At 71.3% G+C, this 25,932-nt stretch carries 25 protein-coding genes; 15 read left to right on the top strand and 10 right to left on the bottom strand.

The features are described from left to right. The first annotated feature begins 154 nt into the window (after window positions 1-154). Window positions 155-2,542: an ATP-binding cassette domain-containing protein gene (locus ACFMQL_RS34565; RefSeq protein ID WP_378788970.1), complete on the top strand. Its 2,388-nt coding sequence runs from the start codon at window positions 155-157 to the stop codon at window positions 2,540-2,542. On the opposite strand, the gene ACFMQL_RS34570 is transcribed toward ACFMQL_RS34565, so the two are convergent. Further along, window positions 2,543-3,937 carry an MFS transporter gene (locus ACFMQL_RS34570; RefSeq protein WP_378788972.1) on the bottom strand — a complete coding sequence of 465 codons (1,395 nt, stop codon included), beginning with the start codon at window positions 3,935-3,937 and terminating at the stop codon, window positions 2,543-2,545. A 31-nt stretch (window positions 3,938-3,968) separates the two neighbouring features. Here ACFMQL_RS34570 and ACFMQL_RS34575 point away from each other — a divergent pair, with 31 nt between their 5' ends. Both ACFMQL_RS34575 and ACFMQL_RS34580 read left to right on the top strand, forming a co-directional pair. Further along, the gene (locus tag ACFMQL_RS34575; RefSeq protein WP_378788974.1) at window positions 3,969-5,087 is read left to right on the top strand and encodes a LacI family DNA-binding transcriptional regulator; all 1,119 of its coding nucleotides are present in this window, start codon (window positions 3,969-3,971) and stop codon (window positions 5,085-5,087) included. Window positions 5,088-5,329: 242 nt separating this feature from the next. Further along, window positions 5,330-5,986, top strand: a complete 657-nt coding sequence (locus tag ACFMQL_RS34580; RefSeq protein WP_378788976.1) for a maleylpyruvate isomerase N-terminal domain-containing protein — start codon at window positions 5,330-5,332, stop codon at window positions 5,984-5,986. 537 nt (window positions 5,987-6,523) lie between these two features. Here the strand turns inward: ACFMQL_RS34580 and ACFMQL_RS34585 are convergent. After that, the gene (locus ACFMQL_RS34585) at window positions 6,524-7,360 is read right to left on the bottom strand and encodes an alpha/beta fold hydrolase (protein WP_378788977.1); all 837 of its coding nucleotides are present in this window, start codon (window positions 7,358-7,360) and stop codon (window positions 6,524-6,526) included. Window positions 7,361-7,430: 70 nt separating this feature from the next. Then, window positions 7,431-8,048 carry a TetR/AcrR family transcriptional regulator gene (locus ACFMQL_RS34590; RefSeq protein WP_364051099.1) on the bottom strand — a complete coding sequence of 206 codons (618 nt, stop codon included), beginning with the start codon at window positions 8,046-8,048 and terminating at the stop codon, window positions 7,431-7,433. 93 nt (window positions 8,049-8,141) lie between these two features. Between ACFMQL_RS34590 and ACFMQL_RS34595 the strand changes: the two genes are divergently transcribed. Together ACFMQL_RS34595 and ACFMQL_RS34600 are read left to right on the top strand one after the other, a co-directional pair. After that, window positions 8,142-8,891: an SDR family NAD(P)-dependent oxidoreductase gene (locus tag ACFMQL_RS34595; protein WP_378788979.1), complete on the top strand. Its 750-nt coding sequence runs from the start codon at window positions 8,142-8,144 to the stop codon at window positions 8,889-8,891. Between the two features lie 406 nt (window positions 8,892-9,297). Then, entirely contained in the window at window positions 9,298-9,438 is a 141-nt protein-coding gene (locus ACFMQL_RS34600; RefSeq protein WP_364051093.1) for a hypothetical protein, read from the top strand. 174 nt (window positions 9,439-9,612) lie between these two features. Here the strand turns inward: ACFMQL_RS34600 and ACFMQL_RS34605 are convergent, their stop codons facing one another. Then, the gene (locus tag ACFMQL_RS34605; protein WP_378790242.1) at window positions 9,613-10,305 is read right to left on the bottom strand and encodes a response regulator; all 693 of its coding nucleotides are present in this window, start codon (window positions 10,303-10,305) and stop codon (window positions 9,613-9,615) included. Between the two features lie 624 nt (window positions 10,306-10,929). Next, window positions 10,930-11,865, bottom strand: a complete 936-nt coding sequence (locus ACFMQL_RS34610; protein WP_378788982.1) for a sensor histidine kinase — start codon at window positions 11,863-11,865, stop codon at window positions 10,930-10,932. A gap of 62 nt (window positions 11,866-11,927) precedes the next feature. On the opposite strand from ACFMQL_RS34610, the gene ACFMQL_RS34615 reads away from it, so the two are divergent. Then, on the top strand, window positions 11,928-12,398 hold the full coding sequence (locus ACFMQL_RS34615) for a hypothetical protein (protein WP_364051087.1): 471 nt from the start codon (window positions 11,928-11,930) through the stop codon (window positions 12,396-12,398). Here the strand turns inward: ACFMQL_RS34615 and ACFMQL_RS34620 are convergent. Then, the gene (locus ACFMQL_RS34620) at window positions 12,380-13,123 is read right to left on the bottom strand and encodes an alpha/beta fold hydrolase (RefSeq protein WP_378788987.1); all 744 of its coding nucleotides are present in this window, start codon (window positions 13,121-13,123) and stop codon (window positions 12,380-12,382) included. The genes ACFMQL_RS34615 and ACFMQL_RS34620 overlap by 19 nt on opposite strands. Window positions 13,124-13,197: 74 nt before the next feature. On the opposite strand from ACFMQL_RS34620, the gene ACFMQL_RS34625 reads away from it, so the two are divergent. Both ACFMQL_RS34625 and ACFMQL_RS34630 read left to right on the top strand, forming a co-directional pair. Next, window positions 13,198-13,965, top strand: a complete 768-nt coding sequence (locus ACFMQL_RS34625; protein WP_378788988.1) for a helix-turn-helix domain-containing protein — start codon at window positions 13,198-13,200, stop codon at window positions 13,963-13,965. Window positions 13,966-14,184: 219 nt separating this feature from the next. After that, window positions 14,185-14,574, top strand: a complete 390-nt coding sequence (locus ACFMQL_RS34630) for a VOC family protein (protein WP_364051078.1) — start codon at window positions 14,185-14,187, stop codon at window positions 14,572-14,574. On the opposite strand, the gene ACFMQL_RS34635 is transcribed toward ACFMQL_RS34630, so the two are convergent. Both ACFMQL_RS34635 and ACFMQL_RS34640 read right to left on the bottom strand, forming a co-directional pair. After that, a complete protein-coding gene (locus ACFMQL_RS34635) occupies window positions 14,566-15,600 on the bottom strand; it encodes a glycoside hydrolase family 76 protein (RefSeq protein ID WP_378788990.1) in 1,035 nt (344 codons plus the stop codon). The two genes, ACFMQL_RS34630 and ACFMQL_RS34635, sit on opposite strands and share 9 nt — an antisense overlap. Window positions 15,601-15,614: 14 nt before the next feature. Next, window positions 15,615-16,742, bottom strand: a complete 1,128-nt coding sequence (locus ACFMQL_RS34640) for a substrate-binding domain-containing protein (RefSeq protein WP_378788992.1) — start codon at window positions 16,740-16,742, stop codon at window positions 15,615-15,617. 143 nt (window positions 16,743-16,885) lie between these two features. On the opposite strand from ACFMQL_RS34640, the gene ACFMQL_RS34645 reads away from it, so the two are divergent. From ACFMQL_RS34645 to ACFMQL_RS34675, 7 genes are all read left to right on the top strand, one after another. Beyond that, window positions 16,886-18,160 (top strand): glycoside hydrolase family 125 protein, encoded by a 1,275-nt coding sequence (locus ACFMQL_RS34645; RefSeq protein ID WP_378788994.1) that lies wholly within the window; start codon window positions 16,886-16,888, stop codon window positions 18,158-18,160. Then, on the top strand, window positions 18,157-19,104 hold the full coding sequence (locus ACFMQL_RS34650; protein WP_378788996.1) for a carbohydrate ABC transporter permease: 948 nt from the start codon (window positions 18,157-18,159) through the stop codon (window positions 19,102-19,104). The genes ACFMQL_RS34645 and ACFMQL_RS34650 overlap by 4 nt, the downstream gene beginning before the upstream one ends. Then, on the top strand, window positions 19,101-19,973 hold the full coding sequence (locus tag ACFMQL_RS34655; protein WP_378788998.1) for a carbohydrate ABC transporter permease: 873 nt from the start codon (window positions 19,101-19,103) through the stop codon (window positions 19,971-19,973). The genes ACFMQL_RS34650 and ACFMQL_RS34655 overlap by 4 nt, the downstream gene beginning before the upstream one ends. A 43-nt stretch (window positions 19,974-20,016) precedes the next feature. Continuing rightward, on the top strand, window positions 20,017-21,297 hold the full coding sequence (locus ACFMQL_RS34660) for an ABC transporter substrate-binding protein (protein WP_364051060.1): 1,281 nt from the start codon (window positions 20,017-20,019) through the stop codon (window positions 21,295-21,297). A 12-nt stretch (window positions 21,298-21,309) separates the two neighbouring features. Then, on the top strand, window positions 21,310-23,199 hold the full coding sequence (locus ACFMQL_RS34665) for a glycoside hydrolase family 76 protein (RefSeq protein ID WP_364051057.1): 1,890 nt from the start codon (window positions 21,310-21,312) through the stop codon (window positions 23,197-23,199). Between the two features lie 178 nt (window positions 23,200-23,377). Then, window positions 23,378-23,515 (top strand): hypothetical protein, encoded by a 138-nt coding sequence (locus tag ACFMQL_RS34670; RefSeq protein ID WP_364051054.1) that lies wholly within the window; start codon window positions 23,378-23,380, stop codon window positions 23,513-23,515. 176 nt (window positions 23,516-23,691) lie between these two features. Beyond that, entirely contained in the window at window positions 23,692-23,988 is a 297-nt protein-coding gene (locus ACFMQL_RS34675) for a hypothetical protein (RefSeq protein WP_364051051.1), read from the top strand. A 69-nt stretch (window positions 23,989-24,057) separates the two neighbouring features. Here ACFMQL_RS34675 and ACFMQL_RS34680 read toward each other — a convergent pair whose 3' ends face one another. Beyond that, window positions 24,058-24,723 (bottom strand): response regulator transcription factor, encoded by a 666-nt coding sequence (locus tag ACFMQL_RS34680; RefSeq protein ID WP_364051048.1) that lies wholly within the window; start codon window positions 24,721-24,723, stop codon window positions 24,058-24,060. Then, window positions 24,720-25,871, bottom strand: coding sequence for a sensor histidine kinase (locus ACFMQL_RS34685; protein ID WP_378789001.1), 1,152 nt, complete (start codon window positions 25,869-25,871; stop codon window positions 24,720-24,722). Before ACFMQL_RS34685 ends, ACFMQL_RS34680 begins: the two co-directional genes overlap by 4 nt. Between the last annotated feature and the right edge of the window lie 61 nt (window positions 25,872-25,932).

Consider the following 25,932-nt stretch of genomic DNA (forward strand, 5'->3'; position numbering starts at 1 on the left):
CGGTCAGTATTCGAGAAGCGCCGGGCGCCGGTCTGCCCCTAGCGTGGGTGGGCAAGCGCGGCTCACCCGGCGCAAGGCCGGACAAAAGCCGACATACTTCTCATAACTGCCCGACGGTGGCAGCGCCCGCACCACAGATGGAGACACCACCAGCATGGCCACGAGCACGGACCCACGATCGCCCGCGCCCCACGCCGCCGACACCCACGACTGGATCCGGGTGCACGGCGCCCGTGTCAACAACCTCAAGGACGTCACCGTCGAGATCCCCAAGCGCCGGCTGACGGTGTTCACGGGGGTGTCGGGGTCGGGCAAGAGCTCGCTGGTGTTCGGCACCATCGCCGCCGAGTCGCAGCGGATGATCAACGAGACGTACAGCACGTTCGTCCAGAGCTTCATGCCGACGCTGGCCAGGCCCGAGGTGGACGTGCTCGACGGGCTCACCACCGCGATCATCGTCGACCAGCAGCGCCTCGGCGCCGACCCGCGCTCCACGGTCGGCACCGCCACAGACGCCAACGCGATGCTGCGCATCCTGTTCAGCCGTATCGGGCAGCCGCACATCGGCTCGCCCAACGCGTTCTCCTTCAACGTGCCCACCGTACGCGCCGCCGGCGCGATCACCGTCGAGCGCGGCGAGAAGAAGAAGCCCGTCAAGGCGACCTTCACCCGCACCGGCGGCATGTGCCCGCGCTGCGAGGGCCGCGGCTCAGTCTCCGACCTCGACCTCACCCAGCTCTACGACGACTCCAAGTCGATCTCCGAAGGCGCGATCACCATCCCCGGCTACAAGGCCGACAGCTTCTGGACGGTACGCGTCATCGCCGCATCCGGCGTCATCGACCCCGACAAGCCGATCCGCGAGTACACCAAGAAGGAACTCGACGACTTCCTCTACGCCGAGCCGCGCAAGGTCAAGGTCGACGGCGTCAACCTCACCTACGAGGGCCTGATCCCGAAGATCCGCAAGTCGTTCCTGTCGAAGGACCCCGAGGCGATGCAGCCGCACATCAGGGCCTTCGTGGAGCGTGCGGTCACGTTCGTCACCTGCCCCGACTGCGACGGCACCCGGCTCACCGAGCTGGCCCGCTCCTCGCGCATCCGCGGCGTCAACATCGCCGACGCCTGCGCCATGCAGATCAGCGACCTGGCCGAGTGGGTACGCGGCCTCGACGAGCCGACCGTCGCGCCTTTGCTGGCCAAGCTGGCGCACACGCTCGACTCGTTCGTCCAGATCGGGCTCGGCTACCTGTCGCTCGACCGCCCCGCCGGCTCCCTGTCCGGCGGTGAGGCGCAGCGCGTCAAGATGGTCCGCCACCTCGGCTCCTCGCTCACCGACGTCACGTACGTCTTCGACGAGCCCACAGCGGGTTTGCACCCGCACGACATCCAGCGCATGAACGAGCTGCTGCTGCGCCTGCGCGACAAGGGCAACACGGTGCTCGTCGTCGAGCACAAGCCCGAGACCATCGCGATCGCCGACCACGTCGTGGACCTCGGACCCGGCGCGGGCACCGCCGGCGGCGAGATCTGCTACGAGGGCACCGTCGAAGGGCTGCGGGCCTCCGGCACCGTCACCGGGCGCCACCTGGACGACCGGGCCACGCTGAAGGACACCGTGCGCACGCCCACCGGCCACCTGGAGATCCGCGGCGCCACCACCAACAACCTCAAGAACGTCGACGTCGACATCCCGCTCGGCGTGCTCACCGTCGTCACCGGCGTGGCGGGGTCGGGCAAGAGCTCGCTCATCCACGGGTCGATCCCCGCCCGCGCCGGCGTGGTGTCGATCGATCAGAGCCCCATCCGCGGCTCCCGGCGCAGCAACCCGGCCACCTACACCGGCCTGCTCGACCCGATCCGCAAGGCGTTCGCCAAGGCCAACGGCGTCAAGCCGGCGCTGTTCAGCGCCAACTCCGAAGGCGCCTGCCCCGACTGCAACGGCGCCGGCGTCATCGAGACCGAGCTGGGCTTCATGGCCAGCGTCACCACCGTCTGCGAGGAGTGCGAGGGCAAGCGGTTCCACCCGTCGGTGCTCGAGCACCGGCTCGGCGGGCGCGACATCAGCGAGGTGCTGGCCATGCCGGTCGCCGAGGCCGTGGAGTTCTTCGGCTCGGGCGAGGCGCGTACGCCGGCCGCCCACGCCATCCTCACCCGCCTCTCCGACGTCGGGCTCGGCTACCTGACGCTCGGCCAGCCGCTCACCACGCTGTCCGGCGGCGAGCGGCAGCGGCTCAAGCTGGCCACCCACATGGCCGAGAAGGGCGGCGTGTACGTCCTGGACGAGCCCACCTCCGGCCTGCACCTCGCGGATGTCGAGCACCTCCTCGGCCTGCTCGACCGGCTCGTGGACTCCGGCAAGTCGGTCATCGTCATCGAGCACCACCAGGCGGTCATGGCGCACGCCGACTGGATCATCGACCTCGGGCCGGGCGCGGGTCACGACGGCGGCCGGGTGGTGTTCGAGGGCACGCCCGCCGAGCTGGTCAAGGCCCGCTCGACGGTGACCGGCGAGCACCTGGCGGAGTACGTCGGGGCCTGATCAGCACGGCACCCGCTCGGGCGCCCCGTCGCCGCCCCGTGACGCCCGCTCGTGGTCCGTCGCGGGGCGGCTCAGTCGCGGCAGCACGGGAAGCGTCGCCAGCAGCACTCCGGTCAGCGCGGCCACGCCGAGGAATGCCCGCTGCACACCGCCTGCGTCGGCGAGCATCCCGAAGTAGGCGGGGCCGGCGAGGAAGCCGAGGTAGGCGACCGTGGAGACGGCCGAGGTGGCCCTTCCTCTGAACGCGTCGGGGACGGGCCGCAGGCCGTACGACAGCAGGGTGGGGAAGAGCGTCGCCGTGCCCAGGGCTGCGGCGACCACGCCCGCCAGGGCGATCGGCAGCGACGGGGCGACCGCCGTCAGCACGCCGCCCGCCGTGGCGATCAGGCCGGATGTGACCAGTGCGGCGATCGGGCGGCGCAGCATGACCGGCCCGCCCGCCAGCCGGGCCAGCGCCGCCGTGGCCGCGAACGCCGCCGGCGCGACCGCGGCCACCGCCGGTGATGCTGAGAAGGCGTCGGCGAGAAGGACCGCCCCCCAGGTCTGGAACGCGTTCTCCGCCGCGAACGCCAGCGCCCCGATCCCGCCGATCACCACCAACGCCCCGCCTCCCGGCAACCGCCCCGCCCCTCCCCGCCGCCTGGGGCGTGCGCTTGTTCCGGTGACAGCGCGGACGCCCGCCCGCGCCTGGTCGCTTCGCCCCTCCGGCTCCGCGCTCGGCCGCCCGGCTGCGTCCCAAGCCCGCCGGGCGTCGGCCCTTCGGCCGTCCGGGCCTGCGGCCTGCGGGACGTCGATGTCCGTGCGCGGGGCTCCGGCGCCGGTCCGTACGGCGGCTGGGCGGGTCGCGGTCACCACGGTTACGGCGACCGCTGCGACCAGCGCGGCAGCGGCCGTGAAGGCGGCGAGCAGGCTGCCGGTCGCGGCGGCGAGTGCGCCCGCAGCCAGGCTGCTCGCCGCGACGGCGGCGGAGAACGCGGCGTGCGAGCGCGCCACCACCGGCCGTGCCGTGCGCTTCTCCACGGTGGCGGCGAGCGTGTTGATGGCCACGTCGGAAGCCCCCGACGCGGCTCCCACGGCGAGGATGCCCGCACACAGCCCGGCGTAGCCGGTGGAGATCGCGCACAGCACCACACCCGAGACCCCCAGCAGCGCGAGCAGCATCCCGGCCACCCGCAGGCCGACGGCGTCGACGAGCCGCCCGGTCAGCAACATGGCGGGCAGCGCTCCCGCGCCCACCAGCAGCAGGGCGACGCCGAAGCGCGCGTCGCCCACCCCCGCATGGGCGCGCAGCAGGGGCAGGCAGGCACCCCACACACCCCAGAACACGCCGAAACCGGCGAAAGCGAGGAACGGCGACGTACTGAAGAGCCCAGGGCGAGGGCTGGATCCCGACATGTGTGTAACGCTACACAACTAGGATGGCGGCGTGCCCACCAACCGCAGACGCGTGACGCTGAAGGACGTGGCGGCCCGCGCGGGAGTCTCGCTGATGACCGCCTCCTACACGTTCACCCGCCCGGCCCGCGTCGCCGACGCCACCCGCGAACGCGTGCACCGCGCGGCCGGAGAGCTGGGCTACCACCCCGACGCCGTGGGCCGCGCCCTGAAGTCCGGCAAGACCCGGCAGCTCGGCGTGGTCTTCGGCGAGCACCTGGTGTACGCCTTCGACGACCCGCAGGCGGCCAAGTTCCTCGCCGGTGTCGCCGAGGTGTGCGTCGAGGAGGGGCAGGGGCTGACGTTCATCCCGACGCGCGGGGACGCGGGCGACGTCGATCGGGTGCTGTCGTCGGCCGTGGACGCGTTCGTGCTCTGGACCACCACCGAGGACGACCCGGTGCTCGCGGCCGTCGCCGCCGACCCGCGTCCCGCCGTCATCCAGGGCGGCCCGGCGCGTACGGGCATCGCCTGCGTCACCCAGAACGACGAGGAGGCCGCCCGCGCCATCGTCGCCCGCGCACTGCGCGACGGCGCTGCGCAGCCCCGCGCCGAGGGTGACTCCGGACGGCTCCGCACTGGCGACACCTCCGGAAAAGCCCTCACTGACGACGCAGGTCATGGCAAGGGGCGCTCGCGCAGGCCCGTCGTCATCTCGTTCCCCCTCGATCGGGGCCGCACGGCCGTCACGACCACGGGCTCCGGCCTGCCCGCGCACGTCCCGTTCCCCGTCACCGACGCCCGCCTGCGCGGCTACCGGGCCGCCGTCGAGCAGGCCGGGCTGGACTGGGCCGAGACGCCGGTCGCCGTCGTCGCCCGCAACACCCGCGCCGACGGTGCGGCGGCCGCCCGCGCGCTCGCTCCGCGCCTCCCCCCGGACGCGCTCGTCATCGCGATGAGCGACGAGCTGGCCATCGGCGCCCGCGAAGCCCTCCGGGACACGCACCCCGGTGCCGCCTACCTCGGCTGGGACGCCTCACCGGCCGCCCAGGAGCTCGGCGTCGTCTCCGTCGCCAACCCCCTGCGCGACCAGGGCCGCCGCTGTGCCCGGCTCGCCCTCAACCCGGAAGGGCACGCCGAAAGCGAGATCCCCTGGAGCATCACCGGCTGAGGCGCGACGCACGACCTCCGCTCGGCCGGCGCGGGGTTTGCTTGGAGCGGCACCGGTCGACGCCGGACTCCTCGACGGGCGCGGCCTCAGCCGCCCCTTGGACCGCGACGCGCCGAAGCCACGGCCGGATCACCGCCATACCGAAGCCGAGCCGGAGGAGCCGCTGGGGCGCGCCGGCCGGAGCCGGAGGCACGGCAGATGTGGTTGTCCGGGCTCGTGGCGCACCACTACCGTGTGGCCGCGTGGATGACTTCTCACGTTCCTGGGCCGCTCTGCGCGCGGTGGTCGCCGGCCTCGACGACGACGCCTTCGCGGAGCCGTCGGGCTGTGCCGGGTGGCTCGTACGCGACCTGGTGTGCCACCTGATCGTGGACGCTCAGGATGTCCTGATCACGCTCGTCACGCCCACCGACCAGCCGCCCACCCGCGACGCGATCACCTACTGGGACGTCACCGACACTCCCCCGACCGGTGACGACCCGCTCGACAAGCTGACGGTGCGGCTCGCCGCCGCGTACGAGGACCCGTACCTGCTGAAGTTCCACCTCGACGACGTCGGCTCCGCCGCGGGCCGCGCCGCCGAGCTGGCCGATCCCGCCCAGCGGGTCACCACGCGCGACGAGGTGCTGACGACGGGCGATTACCTGTCGGCATACGTGCTCGAATGGACCCTGCACCACCTCGACCTGATCGCGCACCTGCAGGGCGTGCCGGGGCCGCCCGCCGAAGGGCTGGCGCGGTCGCGCGAGATGCTGGAGAAGATCGCCGGGGCGGCGTTCCCCGCGTCGTTCTCCGACGAGGCGGCGCTGCTCGTCGGCACCGGCCGCCGTGCCCCGACCGCGAGCGAGAAGGACGAGCTGGGCGAGCTGGCCGCGCGGCTGCCGTTCGTGGTGGGCTGAACACGCCTCCCCGCCGCGCCGCGGGGAGCCGCAGATCAACCGCTGTCAGCAGACGTCGAGGTATCAGGAGGGTCCCAGGTGTTGATCCGCACGGGGCTGCTGGTCGGCCAGTACTTCGCGTAGGTGCTCCTGTCCTTCTCCCGCGAGGTCGTCACGGCGTTGCCGTACTGGCGGTTGCTGAGGGCGCCCTGGCCCAGCCGGTTCCGCGTGTCCGTGCTGACGTCGTGGTGCGCCCGCTCCTGGCCGCCGCTGAACGGGGTCAGCCTCGGCGCGCGTGCCGGCGTCTGCTCGTACCGGTCTCCGCCGCCCGCGCGGTCGGAGCCGCCGTCGCGAGCAGCGCCGACAGCAGGACGAACGCCGCGCCGACCGCCGGCCCCGCATCCGCGTCAAGCGCGACGTGTTCGCGTGAACTGTCATGAACATCGGCCTTCCCCTGGGCGGTGAGTGATCTCGTTCGGTGCCGGCGCAGGTAGGAGGCCATTCCAAGGTCGCAGGCCGGGTACTTCCCGGGCATTTCACGGCCGGCGCGGCGGCGAGTCAGAGCCGCCGGCGCAGCCACTCCAGGCCCTCTTCGGCGCGGGTGACGATCGTGAAGTGGCTGTCGCCTGGGATCAGCCGCAGCTCGGCGGCCGGGCAGCGGGCCGCGAGCCAGGACCCGTGCGCGGCGGGGATGACGCGGTCGTCGGTGCCGTGCATGAGCAGGACGGGAGCGCTGATGTCGGCGGGATCGCAGCCCCAGTCGTGGGTGCAGGAAACGTCGTCGTCGATCTGTCCGTACGGCCCGGCGGCCAGTGCGGGCTCGGAGACCTTGCCCAGCCACCCCCACGGCCCCTCGAACACCGCCAGGTCGGCCTGGGTGAACTCGCAGTCGTACGCGAAGCCGGACGCCTCCAGCGCCGCCCGCACCTCACGGCCCGCGGCCGCCGTGCCCAGCGCGGCCACGCCGGATGGGATCATCCCGGCGAACCAGTCGAGCCCGTCGGCTCCGTACGGGGCGATGGCGGCCAGGCTCAGCACCGCCCGTACGCGATCGCCCAGCACGGCCGCGCACCCCAGAGCGCAGGATCCGCCGCCCGAGTACCCCGCGACCGCGAAGCGGCCGATGCCGAGCGCGTCCGCGACGGCCGCCGCGTCGTCGGCGATCGACGCGATCGTGCGTCCCGGCGCGACGTCGGAGCCGCCGTACCCCGGCCGGTCGAACGACACCCAGCGCAGCCCCAGCCGGTCGGCGGCGGCGAAGAGCGGCTCGGGCGGCGATCCGAGGTTCGGCGTGCCGTGCTGCCACATGATCGGCACCCGCTCGCCGTCCTCCGGCGCGGTGTCGTAGACGTGCAGGGTGCGGCCCCCGCTCACCTGAACGTCCAGCTCGATCATCACGCCGCCCCTTTCCGCGGATCACCACACGACCGTACCGCTCCGGACCGGGGATCCCGCGGAACGTCTTCTATCGGCCGGCCGGGGCCGGCCACTGGAGCAGGGCGAGGTCGGCGATGCGGTGCAGCTCGTCGCGGCAGGCGCCGCCCGCGGCCTGGACGGCGATGCCGTTGGCCACGGTCATGAGGTAGCGGGCCAGCAGCTCGGGGTCGCTGCCTGCGGGCAGGTCGCCCTCGTCGGCGGCGCGCTTGAGGCGTTCGGCGAGGAGTGTGACGCCGCTCTCCCGCCAGGCGGCGAGCGTGTCGCGGGCGGCGCGGCCCGGCTCTCCCGCGGCCAGCGACCCCTGCACGCCGAGACAGCCGGCCGGGGCGCCGGGAGTGGTGGTGGCCTGGACGGCGCCGTGCAGGAACGCGGTCGCCACTTCGCGCGCGGTCGGCTCCAGCAGGGCACGCTGGACGTACGAGGCGGGGCCGTCGGTGTAGCGCTGCAGCACCAGGTGGAACAGGTCCTCCTTGCTGCCGAAGGCGGCGTACATGCTGGTGCGGCTGATGCCCATGGCCTTGGTCAGGTCGGTGAGGCTGGCGCCGTCGTAGCCCTGCTGCCAGAACACCCGCATGGCCTGCTCCAGCGCTTTTTCGGTGTCGAAGCCGCGCGGGCGGCCGATGGGTCCCTTTTCCTGACTTTGCACACCCTCGATCCTACCCTTGTGTACCGATCGGTGCAGAAGTGCTATCGTCATCTTTCGTACCGATCGGTACAAATATCTGACGAGGTGAAGGTCATGAAGCTGTTCGAAGGAAAGACCGCGGTCATCACCGGGGGCGGGACCGGGATCGGGCTTGCGACCGCCAGGAGGCTGGCGGCCGAGGGCGCGCACGTGTTCATCACCGGCCGCAGGAAGGCCGTACTCGATGAGGTGGTGGCGGAGATCGGCCCGTCGTCGGTGACCGCCGTACAGGGTGACATCGCGAACCTTGCCGACCTGGACCGGCTCTATGCCGCCGTACGCGACCGGGGCCGCGGCATCGACGTGTTGTTCGCCAACGCCGCCGCCGCGTCGTTCGCGACCTTGGAGCAGGTCACCGAGCAGCACTTCGACGAGATCTTCGGGGTCAACGTCCGGGGCACGCTGTTCACCGTGCAGAAGGCGCTGCCGCTGCTCAACGACGGCGCCTCCGTGATACTCAACTCCTCGGTGCGGGCCGGCGACGGCGTGCCCGCGTTCGGCGTGTACGCGGCGTCGAAGGCGGCCATCCGCTCCTTCGCCCGCACCTGGGCCGGCGAGCTGGCAGGCCGCAACATCCGGGTGAACGCGATCTCCCCCGGCACCATCGACACCCCCGGCCTGGACAACGTGGTCGCCGGCGACAACTCGCCTCTGACGAAGGAGAGCTTCGCGACGGGCATCCCGATCGGCCGCGTCGGGCGTCCCGAGGAGATCGCCAACGTGGTCGCCTTCCTCGCCTCCGACCAGGCAAGCTTCATCCTGGGCGCGAACCTGGTCGTGGACGGCGGCGAAGTCCAGATCTAGCAGCCGTACGTACGGCCCGGCCGAACTGGTCGAGGCGTGACAGCAAGGACTGCCCCAGCCGGGACCTGTGCACCCGCGGGGCCAAAGACCGGCGCATCAGCTTCCTACTGGTCAGCTTCCTGCTGGTCGCCGGGCTTTTCGCCCGCCTGAACGTCGCCGGCCCCGACCAGACCGCCTTCCAACTCACCGAGCTCACCGAGGTCACCGAGGTCCTCGCGGGCGGAATCAGGCGCCGAACGCGATCAGGAAGGAGCACGTCGATATCTCCTATGGACCGTGGCGAGTACCAGTCCGGGCCTCGGTCGGCCAGTACGCGGGCCCGCTCCTCCTGGCCGTCGCCGCCTGGCGCTCGGGCGTTCTCGGCACCGCCCGCGCCGTGATGTTGTCGCCGGCAGGAGCCACGTGGATGGGGCTGCTGAAGGGCATCTCCGTCCCCGACGTGCTGGTCACCGGCCTGCTCTGCGTGGCCTTGGTCCCGCTGGGCGTACGGATGCCGCAGGACCGGCTGACGGTTCCGGCCGGACGTCCGAAGCTGCTGACCTGGTGAATGGACTCATCCCTGCCAAGCGGCGGACGTTCCCTGCACGTCGCGGCCTGGCATGTCGGCTTACGGCACCCAGAACACGGAACCGATCCGCCAACCGCGTCGTGCCTGGGCGGGCGGGGCCGCCGGGCGACTGACCAAGGCCGCCCTCGGTCAGTCGCCCGGAGGGTCCTCGGGTCAGCGGCGGCTGTCCGGGATGGTGACGAGACCGCCCTCGTAGGCCGCGATGACGAGCTGAGCCCGGTCCCGGGCGTGCGGCTTGGCCAGGAGGCGGCCGACGTGCGTCTTCACCGTGCCGACGGTGAGATGCAGGTGATCGGCGATCTCGGTGTTGGACAGCCCGCGGCCGATGAGGGTCAGCACCTCGCGCTCGCGCTGGGTGATGTCACTCAGGTCGCGTACGGCCGGGGCGGCGCGAGATCCGTGCAGGAACTCGGCGATGAGCCGCCGGGTCACCGAGGGGGCGAGCAGCGCCTCACCGGCGGCGACGATCCGGATGGCGGCCAGGAGCTCCGCCGCCGTGGCGTTCTTGACGAGGAACCCGCTCGCCCCCGCTCGCAGTGCGCCGTACACGTATTCGTCCAGGTCGAAGGTGGTGAGGATGAGCACGCGGGCGCCGGTGCCGCCGGGCTGGGAGCAGATGCGCCTGGTCGCTTCGATGCCGTCCATGTCGGGCATGCGGATGTCCATCAGGACGACGTCGGGGCGCAGCCGCTGGGCCAGGGTCACGGCCTCGGCACCGGTGCCCGCCTCGCCCACGGTGACCAGGCCGGGTGTGGTGTCGATGAGCACCTTGAGGCTGTCGCGCACCAGCACCTGATCCTCCGCGAGCAGGACTCGGATCGGCGGGGACTGCTCGCGCCCACTGATGTCACCAGTGGTCTGCGCATCAGCGTCACCGGTGGTGGCGGGTTCGCGCCGAGCGCTGTCACCGGGCGCTCGCGCTGGGGCGTGCCTGGCCGCGGGTTCGTCCGTGCCCGAGTTTCCGGTCGAAGGCGGACCCGCTGGGGCGTGCCTGGCCGCGGGTTCGTCCGTGCCCGAGTTACCGGTTGCGGGTGCACCTGCAAAGACATCGCGGGTGGAGAGCCCGCGCGTGTTGCTATCCCAGGTCATCGCATTGCCCCGCTCCCAGTGGCGTCTTCGGTCACGGGCTCACGTCCTACGGTGTCGCGTGTCGAGGGCCCGTGTAGGCACACTGACGGCTCCCGGTCACGGCGTCACATGCACCGACATCGCCGGTGACGGTACCGCGCCTAGCAGCGTCGCCTGTCACGAACTCGCGCCCAGCGGCGTCGCCGGTCACGAGCCAACGCCGAGCAGCGTCGCCGGTCACGGGGTCGTGTGCAGTGATGTTACTGATCACGATTGCACGCGCAGCGTCCTCGCGCGCTGCGACGCTGCCGGTTACGGTCACGCCACCAGCGGCGTCGCCCCACGTGGCCTGCCGTCCAGTGGTGTCGCCCCTCATGACCTGGCGTGCAGTGGTGTCGCCGGTCATGTTCCTGCGCCGTTCGCGTTGTAGGGCAGGCGGGCTGCCACGCGGAAGCCGCCCTCGGGGCGGGGGCCTGCGCTGAACGTGCCGCCGTACAGCTTCACCCGTTCGCGCATGCCGATCAGGCCGTGGCCGCCGGGGCCTGCGCGGGGCGGGCGGCCGTGGGTGGGGCCGTCGTCCAATACCTCGATCGCGGCTTCGCGGCCGTCGATGTCCACGGTGACCGTGCAGCGGGTGGGTGCCGCGTGGGTGACGACGTTGGTCAGCGCTTGTTGCACGATGCGGTAGATCGACATCGCGACTCCGGGTGGCGGCTCGGTTTCCCCGTTGACGGTGAGGTGGACGTCGACTCCGGCGGATCGGGCGTCTGCGGCCAGCTTGGGCAGGTCGGCCATGCCGGGGACGGGCAGGTGGGCCTGCTGCGGGTCGCCGTCTGAGCGCAGGAGGCCGATCACGCGGTGGATCTCGGTGAGCGTGCTCCGGCTGGTCTCCTCGATGACGGCCAGCGCGGCACGCGCCTCCTGCGGTCTGGCGTCGGCGACGTGGTTGGCTACGGTGGCCTTGACGGCGATCAGGCTCATGCTGTGGCCGATGACGTCGTGCAGCTCGCGGGCGATGCGTCGGCGCTCGTCCGCCACGACCGCCTCGGAGAGGTGGCGGACGAGGGCGGCGGTCGTGGCGCGTTTCCAGCGCACGGCCGCTCCGACGGCCCACGCCACGACCAGGACCACGGAGATCGCCCCGATCTCGATGGGCCAGGCCGGCGGCAGCTCGCTCGGCCCTGCCGCCGGGTCGAGGCCGGGGAACACGCGCTCGTAGAAGATCAGGACTGCGGCGACCGCCCCGGCGGCGCATGCTGCCAGGCTCGCCATCGACCAGGCGAGCCAGGTGGTGGTGGCCACGAGGTACAGCGTGAGCGCGGTCGGCACGTACGTCACCCAGATAAGCGCCTGCCGCCACCGCGCCGGTCACGGTCGCCGCCACGGCTCCGCTGTGGGGGATGTGGGGCGGCTGCCTGGTGATCGTCGGGCTGTTCACCCGGACCTTCCAGTACGGCACCGACCACCTGGCATTCCACCTGACCGACAGCCTCGGCCTGCAGACGATGCTCGACGGCATCGGCGCCTACTACACCGCCTGGGGCGACACGCGCTGGCATCCGTTCAGGGCGCTGTCGGGGCCGGCGTTCTTCGGGTGGGTCGTGCTGGCCGCCGGCGCTTACCGTTCCGGCGCTCTCGGGCTGGGGCGATCGGTCGCGCTCGGCCTGATGTCGATGCTCGCGCTCGGCCCGCTCAAAGGCACCCAGGTCCCGCAGTCCTTCCTCGCCGTGGGCGGACTGTGCGTCGCGTTCATCCCTCTGGGCGTCTCGCTGCTGCGCGACGGTCCCCCGCCGACCAGGCGCGCCCTGGTCTGGATCGCTGTTCTCGCCGCGGTGTACGTCCTCGTGACGGCCTACGGGCCGAAAGGGTGACGCTCGGCCAGGACCTCGGCGAACAGGTCAGGGCGCTGCAGGGGGATGCCGTGCCCGCAGCCCGGTACGGTGATGAGCCGGCTGCCCGGCAGGGCGGCGTGGACGGCCCGCGCGGATGCGTGCATCAGCGTGCGCTCGCGCTCCCCCACCATGACCATCGCCCGGTTCGGAAAGGCGGCCCACCCTGAGGGGAGGGTGAAGCGGATGTTCTCTCCGACGGTCGCGAGCAGGGTCTCCCGGCTCGTACGTACGCTGTCGCGAACGTAGTCGGCCAGCAGCTCGTCCGGAATGAGCAGTTGCCTGGCCTGGAGCCTTGCGAACCACTCCCGCCTGGCCAGCGGTGCGGTCGCGGCGAGAAGCCCCAGCGTCGCACCGGGGAAGCGGAGCGGCTTCGCCTGTGCGCTCACCACGACGGCCCTGGCGACGAGGCCAGGACGGGTTGCGGCCAGGAGGATCGTGAGCTGCGCCCCCAGTGAGAACCCCGCGACGGTCGCGCCGTTCGGTGCGCGTTCCTCCAGGATCTGCACCAGGGCCCGCGCGGTCTCCTCATGCGATCGGTACGCCTCCGCCGCGCTGCGCCCGTGGCCGGGGAGGTCGGGGATGATCGCGCGGTGACTCGTGCCGAGCCGGTCGAGCGCCGGGCGCCACATCCAGCCCGCCACGCCTCCGCCGTGCAGTAACAGGAGGGGTGGGGCGTGCGCGTCGCCGGTCTCACGGACGTACATGGCCTCATCCTCCCACCGACGGCGGATCACCCCGGCGGATGCAGGTCGCTCGGGAGGGCCCTTACTGTGGGGGGATGACTCGTCACGCGGTGCCGTACGTGGGGACGCTCAGCGCGTACGAGCTGGGCCGGCGCGTGCATCGCGGGCTGCCGTCGTCCACGATCTCGATCACGATCCCGGAGGCCGACCCGGTGGAGATCGCCTGGCTCGGGCGGCCCGGCCCGCCGGGACGGTTTCACGCCGCCGTCGCCGGGCTGCACCTGGACGCGGCCGAGCTGCGGCAGGAGGGCTATGGGCGGGGCGTGTGGGTGACGCTCAGCCCGCTGGGGGCGGCGGCGCTGCTGGGCGTTCCCGCGGCCGAGCTGAGCGGTCGCGTCGTCGAGCTCGCCGATGTGGCACCGGCGCTGGCGGACCTGCCTGAGCGACTGGCGGGCCGCAGGTCCTGGCCGGAGCGCCGCGCCCTCGTCGAGGACGCTCTGCTCGCTGGGTGGGCAAGGCACGAGGCACGCGCCGGTGACCGGGATCTGCGGGTCGTGCTGGCGGCGTTGTCAGGGACCGACCGGGTGCGGGAGACGGCCGGGCTGCTGGGCTGTTCGCGGCGGTATCTCAGTGCCACGGTACGGGCCGCGCTCGGCGTGACGCCGAAGGAGTACCAGCGGCTGGTGCGGTTCGAGGCCGCGCGCGGCAGGCTCGTGGCCGCCGCCCGATCCGGCGCGGTCAGCTTGGCGGAGGTGGCGGCGACGGCGGGGTTCGCGGACCAGGCCCACTTCACGCGGGAGTGGCGCGCCATGACCGGGTGTACGCCGGTCGAGTGGCTACGCACCGAAGGGCCGTCCGCGTAGGCGGGGCCGGGGCCGACGTGCCGGTACGGCCTGCGGCCGCCTCCATCGGGGCCGCGAGCCGTCACGGGCGCCGGTCGTCTCCGACGTGGCGACATGTGGTGACGGGTGGTGGTCGTCTCCGGCGCGGCGGCGTGTGCTGACGGGCGGTGTCCGGTACCCGGCCAGAGGCGTTCCCAATTCTTCAAGACCCCGCTGGCCGTCGCCAGCACGATGAGGCGCATGAACCTTTCCCCACGCCTCATCGTGCCCGACCCCGACCGCGCCTCGGCGTTCTATCAGGCAGCCCTCGGCGCAGAGCGGGTGTTCAGCGCTCCCCCGGTCGGAGCCGACGACGGCCGGCCCAGCGTCATCGAGCACCGCGTCGGCGAGGCGACCTTCCGGGTATCGCCGAGCGTCGAAGCGTGGGGCTGGCGGTCGCCGGACGACCTCGGCGGTTCGGCGGTGCTCATCGAGATGGAAGCGGACGATCCGGACGCCGTGGGCGAGCGCATGGTCGCCCACGGCGCCGAGGTGACCGTCCCGATCGAGAACCGGCCGTCCGGCAAGCGCTCAGGCCGGACCCGTGACCCGTTCGGCCACCTGTGGATCATCACGGGACCACTACGCTGAACCGGAGGCGAGCGCGGCGCACACCTCGGTCGCCATCACCGCGCTGAGCTGCGCCGACAGCGAGACCTTCGGCCCCGGCGGGCGGTTCCAGTCCTGGCCGGCCAGCAGCAGGCCGTCGCTCAGGCAGTTCTTCCACAGCCGCTCGGTGCTGCCCACCAGGAAGTCTCGCACCTCGGGCACGTCGCGCACCTCGACCAGGCGGTGGGCGTAGCGGTAGTAGATGCCCTTGAAGAGCCCCTCGTCGCCGCCGTCGCCCTCGTGAGCGAAGACGCCGTCGGAGCTCAGCTCGGCGATCGCCGTCGTCGCGGTACGGGCGGCGCGCTCAAGGTAGTCGTCCCGGCCCAGCGCCTGGGCCAGCTCGACACAGGCGCCGACGTACAGGCCCTGGTTGTACGTGAAGCGCCAGTCCACGTCGATGGCGTGGTCCTGCTGCCGGTTGACGCCGTCCTCCACGAACCCGTCCGGCCGCACCAGCGCGCCCTCCAGCCAGTCCATGACCCGCACGCCCCACTCCAGGTAGCGGTCCTCGCCGGTGACGCGGTGGAGCCGGGCCGACAGGATGACGAACGGCGCGTTGGCCGGGGTGTTCTTGTAGTACGGCTGCTGCACCCGCCAGGCGATGCCGCCGCCCTCGTGGTCGTTCCAGCCGTGGTCGAGCACGTGCTGCCAGAGCACGATGGCGTGGCGGCGCAGGTCGCCGGAGCCGGTGGCCTCGGCCAGGCGCAAGGTGGCGAGCGCGAGCCAGAGCATGTCGTCGAAGTAGTCGTTGAACAGCGCGCCGCCGTTGCGCCGCCGGATGCCGGCCAGGATCTCGGCGGCCTGGTCGAGCCTGGCCGGGTCGGAGGTCCGCCGGTGGGCGTCGATCCGCACGTCCATGGCGTGCGCGAGCCACCAGTAGTTGAAGACGTCGTCGTCGCCGGGCTCCAGCGGATACCAGTTGTGGAAGAGCTGGTCGCCGGGGGCGGCGAAGTAGTGATCGAGGCTGCGCTGCGCCAGTTCGGCGCGGTCGCTCCAGATGTCGGGCAAGGGTCCTCCGTGGTTCAGCTGATCTCTGGCTCGACGATCGAGAACGGGACGATGGAGCGCGGCGGCACCGTCTCACCGCGCATCTGGGCGAGCAGCAGGTCCACCGCCTGCCGGCCCATCTCCCGCTGGTTCTGGCGTACGTGGAGAAAAGGCGGCCCGGCGACGGGGTCCAGCGGCGAGTCGAAGCAGGCGATGAGCGGCCGCGGCTCGGTCTCCGCGATGGCCCGGCTCATCACCCGCGCCAGGTTGTACTCGCACACCACGAACGCGGTCACCTCGGGTTCGCGGGCCTGGAAGTCGTGGATGCGCTCGACGTCGGCGAGCACGTTCTCCGGGGTGAACGCGCCCGGCAGCGTGCTGGACAGGCCGGTGAGCTGGCGGGCGTTGTCGAGCGACAGGCCGCGCCCGGCGAAGGCGGCGCGAAAGCCCTCAAGGCGCTCCTCGATGCTGGAGGTGTTCTCCGGCGGCGGCGAGACGAACGCGACCTGCCGGTGCCCCTGGTCGAGCACGCGCTCGGTGAGGGCACGGGCGGCGGCGACGTTGTCGGTGTGCACGGCGCACACCTGGATGCCGGCGAGATAGCGATCGACGAGCACCAGCGGGAAGCCGTCGAGGATGGTCCGCAGCAGGCCGGCGTTGTAGTACTCGCCGTGCACGGGGAACACGATCAGCCCTTCGGCCAGCCCGGCGTCGACCATCGACTCGATGGCCTTCTCCTCCTCTTCCTGGCTGCCGCGGGTCCGCTTGATCACCAGGTTGATGCCGCGCTCGGCGCAGCGCTCCTCCACGGCGCAGAGCAGCTCAAGCCCGTACGCCTCGGACGCGTCCGGATAGATCATCGCGATCGTGCCGGGCACCCGCTCGCCCTCGCCGGCCGCAGTGCTGGACGGTGAGAGCTCCAGGGCGTCGAGGTCGGGCAGTTCGGCGGCCACGAACGAACCCTTGCCGCGGATCCGCTGCACCACTCCGGCCTGCCGCAGCACCTCCAGCGCCTTCTTCGAGGTGATCCGGCTGACCTCGAAGCGCTCGGCCAGCTCCATCTCCGAGGGGACGCGGTCGCCGGGGTTCAGCGCTCCCCTCCGGAGCTCGTCCAGGAGGTATTCGATGATCCGCTCGTACAGAAGCGGGCCTCTCGCAGCCACTCTTCCCCTTCATAGGTTGGTATGTCACCTTGTCTTGGTATATATCATCTCATAGATCGGCATAATGTACATATTGACTTATGCCAACTTAGTTCCTACGTTTCCCTCAAGTGACATCTCGCGCACCTCACGAAGGGAAACGCGTGAACCCTGTCCCCCCAGTGCTGCTCGGCGTGGCCGAAGACGTACGAACGCGCCTCGCGCCCCGCTTCCCCGAGGCCGCCGCCATGTTCCGGCAGTGCTTTCTCAACACGCTGGAGACCACGGTCAAGCGGCTGCCCGACGGGACGACGTTCGTGCTGACCGGCGACATCCCGGCCATGTGGCTCCGCGACTCGGCCTCCCAGATCGAGCCGTACGTGCGTTACGCCGCGGAAGACGACGACCTGCGGGCCATGGTCCGCGGGGTGATCCGCCGCCAGGCCCGCTACGTCGCGCTCGACCCGTACGCCAACGCCTTCAACGAGACCCCCGACGGCCAGGGCCACCAGGACGACCGCACCGAGCTCACCCCCTGGGTCTGGGAGCGCAAGTGGGAGCTGGACTCGCTGTGCCACCCGCTGCGGCTGCTGCACCTCTACCACACGGCCACGGGCGACGCCGAGGTGTTCGACGAGGACGTGCACCGCATGCTCACCGTCGCCGTCGCGACCATGCGCACCGAGCAGCACCCCGAGTCCTCGCACTACCGCTTCGAACGCCCGCACCCCCAGCAGCCCACCGACACCCTCGTCAACGGCGGGCGCGGCCCCGAGTGCGGCTACACCGGCATGGTCCGCTCGGCGTTCCGGCCCAGCGACGACGCCTGCACCTACGGCTTCCTGGTCCCGGCCAACATGTTCGCGGTCGTCGTGCTCGGCCACGTCGCCGCCTTCGCCCGCGACTTCTACGCCGACGCCGCCCTGGCCGACGACGCCGCCGCGCTGCGCGACGAGATCGAGGAGGGCATCAAGCGGTACGCGATCGTCGACCATCCCCGCCACGGCCCCGTCTACGCGTACGAGACCGACGGCCTCGGCAATCACCTGCTGATGGACGACGCGAACATCCCGAGCCTGCTGTCCATCCCCTACCTCGGCTACCGCCCGGCCACGGACCCGACGTACCGCAACACCAGGGCCTTCGTGCTCAGCCCCGGCAACCCGTACTACAGCGAGGGCAGACACGCGCGCGGCATCGGCAGCCCGCACACCAAGCCCGGCCAGGTCTGGCCGATGTCGCTGGCCATGCAGGGCCTCACCAGCACCGACCAGGAGGAGCGCGCCGAGCTGCTGACCACGCTCGCCGCCACCACGGCCGGCACCGGCTACATCCACGAGAGCTTCGACCCCGACGACCCCGGCGTGTTCACCCGCCCCTGGTTCGGCTGGGCCAACAGCCTGTACGCGCAGTTCGCCATGGAGGTGGCGCTGACATGACACAGACGCTCGCCAGGCCAGCGGCCGGCCGGGCATCACCCGGCGGCCGGCGGCACCGTGCCAGGCCCCGGCGTTCCCTGCTGGCCAGGCACCAGGCGCGGGCCGGGGTGCTGTTCGCCACGCCGCCGATGGTGCTGTTCGTCGTCTTCACCGTGCTGCCGGTGATCGGCGCGCTCGGCCTGAGCTTCACCAGCTACGACGTCTTCAGCCCGCCGTCGTGGGTCGGCCTGGAGAACTACGCCAGGCTGCTGGAGGACGTCACCTTCTTCACCACGCTGAAGAACATCCTGCTCTACTGCGCGATGTTCGTCCCGCTGATGATCGCCGCCTCGCTGCTGCTGGCGGTGGCGCTCAACAGCAGGCTCCCGGCGATGGGCATCTTCCGCACCGTCTACTACATCCCGGTGGTGACCTCGCCGGTGGCCGCCGCGACCGTGTGGACCTGGATGCTCAACAGCCACTACGGGCCGGTCAACGAGATCCTCGGCTTCTTCGGCATCCCCGGCCCCGCGTGGGTGGGCGACAGCAGCACGGCCATGCTCTCGATCGTGATCGTCACGCTCTGGCAGGGCGTCGGCTCCAACATGCTGATCTACCTCGCCGGCCTGCAGAACATCCCCAAGCACCTGTACGAGGCCGCCGCGCTGGACGGGGCCGGCCGCTGGGCGACGTTCGCCCACGTCACCTGGCCGCAGCTCCGGCTGACCACGCTGTTCGTCACGACCCTGTCGCTGATCGGCGCCTTCCAGCTCTTCGACCAGGCGTACGTGATGACCAAGGGCGGGCCCGGCAACTCCACGCTCACGCCCGTCTACCAGATCTACGAGACCGCGTTCAACCGGCTGCAGATGGGCTACGCCTCGGCGCAGGCGTTCACGCTCTTCCTCATCATCGTGGCGGTCACCGTGATCAACATGCGGATCAACCGGAGTGACGAGACATGACCATGGCCAGGCGGATCAGGATCGCGCTGTTCTACATCGTGCTCACGGTCGTCGGGCTGTTCATGCTGCTGCCGTTCCTGTGGTCGCTCAGCACGTCGCTCAAGCCCGACAACGAGATCATCTCGTTGCCGATCAAGTGGCTGCCCAGCTCGATCACCTTCGAGCACTACTGGACGGCGTTCACCATGGTGCCGTTCGCCCGCCACTTCGCGAACTCGATGCTGCTCGCCGTGGCGGGCGTCATCACGAACCTGCTGCTCGGCGCGATGGCCGGGTACGCCTTCGCGCGGCTGCCGTTCCGCGGCAGCAAGGTGCTGTTCCGGCTGCTGCTCGCCTCGATGATGGTGCCGGCCGTGGTGACGCTGGTGCCGTCGTTCCTCATCGTGCGCAGCATGCCGCTCGCGGGCGGCAACGACATCACCGGGCAGGGCGGCATCGGGCTGCTGAACACGTACTGGGCGGTCATCCTGCCCGGTGCGGTCGGCGCGTTCGCGGTGTTCATGATGCGGCAGTTCTTCCTCTCCCTGCCCAAGGACCTCGGCGAGGCCGCCCGCGTGGACGGCTGCCCCGAGTTCCGCATCTTCTGGAAGATCTACCTGCCGCTGTGCCGGCCCGCGCTGGCCACGCTCGCGGTGTTCACGTTCGTCGCGGGCTGGAACGGCTTCCTCTGGCCGCTCATCGTGCTCAACGACCCCGACATGAGCACCATCCAGATGAGCCTGGCCGCCTTCTCCTTCAACCGCCAGACCGACTACGGGCCGCTCATGGCCGGATCGATCGTCGCCATGGCGCCCACCCTGCTGCTGTTCGCCTTCGCGCAGCGCTACCTCACCCGGGGCCTCGCCTTCACCGGCTCCGGCCTCCAATGACCAGGTCTTTCACGAAGATCTCCACGAAAGGAATGAGCCGCCGATGCACGCGACCCTGACCAGGCGGCTGGCGGCCGCCGCACTCGCCGTCGCAACGGTGATCACCACCGGCTGCGCCTCCTCATCCGGCACCTCCTCCTCGTCGTCCGACGGGGTGGTTCGGCTCAAATTCTGGGGCGACTGGTCCGGCGAGGGCGAGCAGCAGTTCAAGACGATGACCGAGGCCTTCAACAAGTCCCACCCGAAGATCCAGGTCGAGTACGTCGTCCAGGAGGACATCCTCACCAAGTTCCTGACCGCCTCCACCTCCGGCCAGGCCCCCGACATCATGTTCTGGGACCGCTGGCGCACCGCCAGCTACGCGCCCAAGAACGTCCTGCTCCCCCTCGACGACCTGCTGAAGAAGGACGGCATCCCCAAGGAGCGCTTCTACGGCGAGGCCATGCGCGAGCTGACCCACGACGGCAAGCTGTACGGCCTGCCGCTCACCGTGGACGCCCGCGCCCTGTTCTACAACAAGGCCCACCTGAAGGAGGCGGGCCTGGAGCCCCCGCGCACCTGGGACGAGCTGGAGAAGGCCGCGGTGAAGCTGACCAAGCGCGAGGGCGGCAAGCTCGTCCGCGCCGGGCTGTCCATGGACGACACCGGCCTGTTCAGCATGTACCTGCGCCAAGCCGGCGGCCAGATGGTCACCGACGACTGCTCGCGCACCGCGTTCAACGGCCCGCAGGGCCGGCAGGTGCTCGGCCTGTGGGACCGGATGGCCAAGGCCGGCGTCTACCAGAGCGGCTTCGAAAAGGGCCTCGGCGAGGGCACCGACGCCTTCGCCACCGGCAAGGTCTCCATGATCCTCACCGGGCCCTGGAACATCACCACGTACAAGAAGTACGGCAAGGACCTCGACTTCGGCATCGTGCCGCCGCCCGCCGGGCCGCAGGGCGACAAGGCCAGCCTCATGGGCGGCTTCGGCCTGGTGATCCCGCGCGCCTCCAAGCAGCAGGACGCCGCCTGGGAGTTCATCAAGTGGTGGGCGGCCGAGAAGGACAACGCCATGCTGTGGGCCAAGACCAGTCTGAACATCCCCGGCAACGTCGAGGCCGCGCAGGATCCGTTCTTCTCCGGCGACCCGTTCTGGAAGCCGATCCTGGAGACGCTGGAGTTCGCCAAGATCCGCCCCACCTGCGCCGGCTACCCGCCGATGGAGGAAGAGGCGCTCATCCCCAACCTCCAGCTCTTCCTGGAGGGCAAGGTCAGCGCACAGCAGGCCCTCGCCCAGGCGCAGCAGCAGGGCGACCGGGTGCTCAAGGACAACAACCTCAACTAAAAGGATGCGCCGGTGAGATCACGCCTCGCGGCTGCCTGCGTCGTGTTATCGGCAGCCCTCCTCCAGCCGCTCCAGCCGGCCCCGGCCGCCGCCACCGTTCCTGGTGACGCCGACGCGGCCATGTCGGCCTTCATCTCGACCTTCTGGGACCCGCAGAAGAAGTACTTCTACACCAACAGCGACAGAAAGATCCATCCCGAGCACGCACACGGCCCAGAAGGCGGCCTCTACACCGACTTCTGGTGGGAGGCCCAGCTCTGGGAGCTGGTCATGGACGCCTACGAACGCACCCGCGGCTCCACGTACCGCACGATGATCGACGACGTCTACGCCGGGTTCGTCGCCGCCTATCCGACGTTCGAGAACGACTTCAACGACGACCTGGGCTGGTGGGCGCTGGCCTGCGCGCGGGCGTACGAGATCACCGGGGACACCGCGTACCTGGACAGGTCGCGTGAGCTGTTCGAGCGGATCTGGGCCTTCCACGACTCGACGTACGGCGGCGGCATCTGGTGGCGCAGGAGCGTACGCGACCAGAAGAACGTCGCCACCAACGCCCCCGCCGTGCTCACCGCCACCAAGCTCTACACCGCCACCGGCGAGGCGAGCTACCTGGAACGGGCGCGCGGCCTGTTCGCCTGGATCAAGGAGAACCTCCAGGAGGACGGCCACGTCTACGACCACCTCCAGGACGCCGGCACCCTCGTGAAGTGGGACTTCACCTACAACTTCGGCACCTACATCAGCGCCGCCGCCGCGCTCCGCAAGGTCACCGGAGCGGACTCCTACCTGGACGACGCCCGCGCGGCGGCCGACTGGGCCACCACCTACCTCACCAACGGCGGCACGCTGCTGCACGAGGGCGTCGATGACGGCGGCGGCTTCAAGGCGCGGCTGGTCCGCGCGCTCAACACGCTCGTCAAGGAGCACGGCCAGCGCCAGTACCTGCCGTTCCTGCAGCGCAACGCCACCCAGGCGTGGAGCCACCGCCGCGCCACCGACAACCTGGTGGGCCCCGACTGGTCGGCGCCCGCGCCCGGCACGTACCTGCAGAGCCTGACCGCGGCGGCCCCCGTCAGCATGCTGCAGATCGTCCAGCCGGACGGCAACGCCGGGCTCCAGCCGGAGAACGGCGTCTACGAGGCCGAGAACGCCCGCCCGTCGGGCATCGGAGCCGAAAGCAGCCAGTCCGGCTTCAGCGGGCGCGGCTACCTCGCCGGCTGGAACAACCCGGACCAGACGCTCACCTTCCACGTCAACGTGCCCTCTGCCGGGGCGCACGAGCTGCGCCTGCGCTACGCCGCCGGAGCGGGCGACGCCACCCGCCGCGTCCTCGTCAACGGCACCGAGGTGGCCGCCGCCCAGCCGTTCCCCTCCACCGGCGGCTGGGGCACCTGGAACACGGTCGTGCTCGACGGCGTCACCCTCGCCAAGGGGCACAACACGATCCGGCTGGAGATGGGCTCGAACTTCCTCAACCTCGACAGGCTCGACGTCTCCGCCCAGCACCAGGCCGAGTCGGGCACCCTGCGCGGCGTCGGCACCGAGTCCGCCCACGCCGGCTACACCGGCACCGGGTACGTCGCCGGCTGGAACGCGGGCGGCCAGTCGGTGACGCTGCGTCCCAACGTGAGCAGGGCCGGCAGGTACGACTTCACCTTCCGCTATGCCGCCGCCGCGGGCGACGCCGTACGCAGGATCGTCGTCAACGGCGCCGAGGCCGCCGGGGCCCAGCGCTTCCCCGCCAGCGGATCCTGGACCGAGTGGAAGACGGTCACCGTGCCGGACGTGCCGCTCCGCAAGGGCGCCAACACCGTCGCGGTCGCGTTCAGCTCCGCCACGGGCAGCACGAACCGGCTCAACCTCGACGCGATGACCCTCCGCTACACCGGCACTTCCTGACCATCGGCGACAGGAGGAGCGGACCTGCGCGCGCCCGCGCAGGTCCGCGCGGCGGCGTACCAGGCGCTCGCCGCGACGCCGGGGATCCGGAACGCGCGGCCTGATCGCGGCCGCTCAGCCCGCGGCCGCCCAGGCGCCGGCCACGATCGCCTACGCCCAGCGAACGACGACCTGGGAAGTGGTGCTCACCAGCGGCAAGGTGGTGAAGGTGCCCGAGGCGCTGACCGTAGCGCCCAAGGACGCGGTCAACGCGGGGGCCCGCGCCCCGTTCCTGATCAGCGCCGACGGCCGGCACATCTTCCGCGCAAGTCCCTGAGGCCGCCGGAGAAGACGGACGCCCGGGGTCTGGGTGCGTTCAGCCCCGACGGCAAGCGGCTGCTGCTCCAGGGGGAGGGACAGGCCGTCGTCTTCGACCGTGCGCTGCGCTCCCGGCTGCGGCTGAAGACGAAGCTCGCGCCGGAGGCGCTGGCGGGCGACTACACGACCTCGGCCGTGCTGGTCGGCACGGCCGGCAAGTACCGGAAGCTGCGCCTGCTGAACCTGCGTACCGGACGGGCGGGCGCCACGGTGAGCGTGAAGCTGCCGCGCGGGCAGTACATCGACGACGTCGACGTCGACCGGTCGAAGCGGCTGATCGTGTGCTCCAAGACCGCGAGCGGGGTGGCGATCTACCAGGTGTCACACCAGACGGGCGCGGTGAAGACGCTCAAAAAGATCAAGCGGCCGAACGTAGCGACCTGGGTGCTCCCAGGCGACGACACCTACGAGCGGTGGACCGAGCGGAAGTGAGCAGCCTGCGCCCCTGATCCGGTCCGCGTCTTCGAAACGCCCGCGTTTCAAAGACGCGGACCGGGCCGATCAGGCGCCGGGGCGTACCAGACCGCTCTCATAGGCCAGGATGACGAGCTGCACCCTGTCACGCACGCCCAGCTTGGCGATGGCCCTCGTGATGTGGGTCTTGGCCGTGAGCGGGCTGATGACGAGCCGTTCGGCGATCTCGTTGTTGGACAGGCCGAGCGCCACCAGCCGTACCGCCTCCAGCTCCCGTGAGGTGAGCGCGGCCAGCCGCTGATCCGGGCCGGGCATGTGGCCGGGCCGGTGGGCGAACTGCTCGATGACGCGCCGCGTCACGCCCGGCGACAGGAGCGCGTCTCCCCCGGCGACGGCGGCGACCGCCCTGCGCAGCTCGGCGGGTTCGACCTCTTTGGTGAGGAAGCCGCTGGCGCCCGCGCGCAGGGCGGCGAAGATGTGCTCGTCGGTGTCGAACGTGGTGAGGATGATGACCCGGCACCCCTTGGTCTCCGGGTCCGTGACGATGCGGCGGGTGGCGGTGATGCCGTCGGTGCCCGGCATGCGGATGTCCATGAGGATCACGTCGGGGCGGGCGCCGGCGGCCAGCCGTACGGTCTCGTCGCCGTCCTGCGCCTCGCCGACGACCGTGATGTCCCGGGAGCGGGCCAGCAGGCTGCGGAAGCCGGCCCGGACGAGTGCCTGGTCGTCGGCGAGAAGCACCTTGATCGTCATGCCGTCGAGCCTGCCACAGGGATGCCGGCCCGTACGGCGAAGCCGCCGCCGGGTGCGGGTCCCGCCGTGAGCGTGCCCCCGAGTGCGCTCACCCGCTCCCGCATGCCGGCCAGGCCGTGGCCCTCGACGACCTCGGCGCCGTCCGGGACACCGCGGCCGTTGTCGGCGATCTCGACGGTGATCGAACGCGGCCCGTACCCGATCGTCACCCTGGCCTCGCTCGCCTGCGCGTGCTTGAGCGTGTTGGCGAGGGACTCCTGCACGACACGGTGCACGGCGATGGCGGTCACGGCGGGGACGGCGGCGCGGTCACCGTCCTCGTCGAGCGTCACCTTCAGCCCGCCCGCCCGCGCGTCTTCGATCAGCGCGTCCAGGGAGGACAGGTCCGCCTGCGGCGCGGTGCCCTCCGGGCCGTCGCGCAAGACCGTGATGAGGGAGCGGAGGTCGGCCATCGCCCGGTTCCTGACGTCCTTGGCCACCCGCAGCGCTTCGGCGGCCGCCGCCGGGTCCTCCTCGTCAAGGGCGTCGGCGGCCACGTTGAGCTGCACGCCCACGACCGCCAGCGTGTGGGCGATGACGTCGTGCACCTCGTGCGAGACGCGCAGCCGTTCCTCGGCGGCGTGCGCGCGGCGGTCGGTCTCACGCAGCCGCTCACGCCAGCGCAGCGCGGCCGCGTAGGTGACGCCCGCCGCGACGAGGATCGCCAGCAGCACCCCCTCCCCGATGACGTGGATGAGGTAGCGGGGCAGGTTGCGCTCGATGAGCCAGCGCGCGTCGAACCCGGAGTACACCAGCTGGGCCACGCCGATGGCGGCCACCCAGCGTACGTGTGGGGTGGTGGCGGCGGTGAAGTACGCGACCGCCGCCGGCCAGATCCAGCCGGCCGGAGGCCAATGCCCGGTCAGGTGATAGACGAAGATTCCCGCGACCGACAACAGCAGCACGGTCATCGGCCACCGGCGACGTACCAGGAGCAGCGCGCCGAGGAACGCGCCGAGCTGAATCGCGCCGTCCCACGGGTTGTGCACCCCGGTGGCGAGGGCCACGGCCACGAAGAAGACCAGGGTGAGGACGGCGAGCGTCGTATCGGTGATCCGGGCGAGGTGCCGGACGAGCGCGGGTTCGCGCCGCGGCGGCGACTCTGGCATGCGAAGGCTCACTCTCGGCTGGTTCAGACGTGCGTGACCAGCAGTGTCACTACTCCGTCCG

It is taken from the genome of Nonomuraea fastidiosa (assembly GCF_042751225.1).
Taxonomy (GTDB): domain Bacteria; phylum Actinomycetota; class Actinomycetes; order Streptosporangiales; family Streptosporangiaceae; genus Nonomuraea; species Nonomuraea fastidiosa.

Excerpts from the sequence above, each read along its gene's own strand:
- ACFMQL_RS34625 (WP_378788988.1), top strand. The coding sequence starts at position 13,198 with ATGACTCGTCACGCGGTGCCGTACGTGGGGACGCTCAGCGCGTACGAG.
- ACFMQL_RS34630 (WP_364051078.1), top strand. The coding sequence starts at position 14,185 with ATGAACCTTTCCCCACGCCTCATCGTGCCCGACCCCGACCGCGCCTCG.
- ACFMQL_RS34650 (WP_378788996.1), top strand. The coding sequence starts at position 18,157 with ATGACACAGACGCTCGCCAGGCCAGCGGCCGGCCGGGCATCACCCGGC.
- ACFMQL_RS34600 (WP_364051093.1), top strand. The coding sequence starts at position 9,298 with ATGGGGCTGCTGAAGGGCATCTCCGTCCCCGACGTGCTGGTCACCGGC.
- ACFMQL_RS34570 (WP_378788972.1), bottom strand. The coding sequence starts at position 3,937 with ATGTCGGGATCCAGCCCTCGCCCTGGGCTCTTCAGTACGTCGCCGTTC.
- ACFMQL_RS34595 (WP_378788979.1), top strand. The coding sequence starts at position 8,142 with ATGAAGCTGTTCGAAGGAAAGACCGCGGTCATCACCGGGGGCGGGACC.
- ACFMQL_RS34620 (WP_378788987.1), bottom strand. The coding sequence starts at position 13,123 with ATGTACGTCCGTGAGACCGGCGACGCGCACGCCCCACCCCTCCTGTTA.
- ACFMQL_RS34615 (WP_364051087.1), top strand. The coding sequence starts at position 11,928 with ATGTGGGGCGGCTGCCTGGTGATCGTCGGGCTGTTCACCCGGACCTTC.
- ACFMQL_RS34660 (WP_364051060.1), top strand. The coding sequence starts at position 20,017 with ATGCACGCGACCCTGACCAGGCGGCTGGCGGCCGCCGCACTCGCCGTC.
- ACFMQL_RS34655 (WP_378788998.1), top strand. The coding sequence starts at position 19,101 with ATGACCATGGCCAGGCGGATCAGGATCGCGCTGTTCTACATCGTGCTC.
- ACFMQL_RS34565 (WP_378788970.1), top strand. The coding sequence starts at position 155 with ATGGCCACGAGCACGGACCCACGATCGCCCGCGCCCCACGCCGCCGAC.
- ACFMQL_RS34685 (WP_378789001.1), bottom strand. The coding sequence starts at position 25,871 with ATGCCAGAGTCGCCGCCGCGGCGCGAACCCGCGCTCGTCCGGCACCTC.
- ACFMQL_RS34680 (WP_364051048.1), bottom strand. The coding sequence starts at position 24,723 with ATGACGATCAAGGTGCTTCTCGCCGACGACCAGGCACTCGTCCGGGCC.
- ACFMQL_RS34585 (WP_378788977.1), bottom strand. The coding sequence starts at position 7,360 with ATGATCGAGCTGGACGTTCAGGTGAGCGGGGGCCGCACCCTGCACGTC.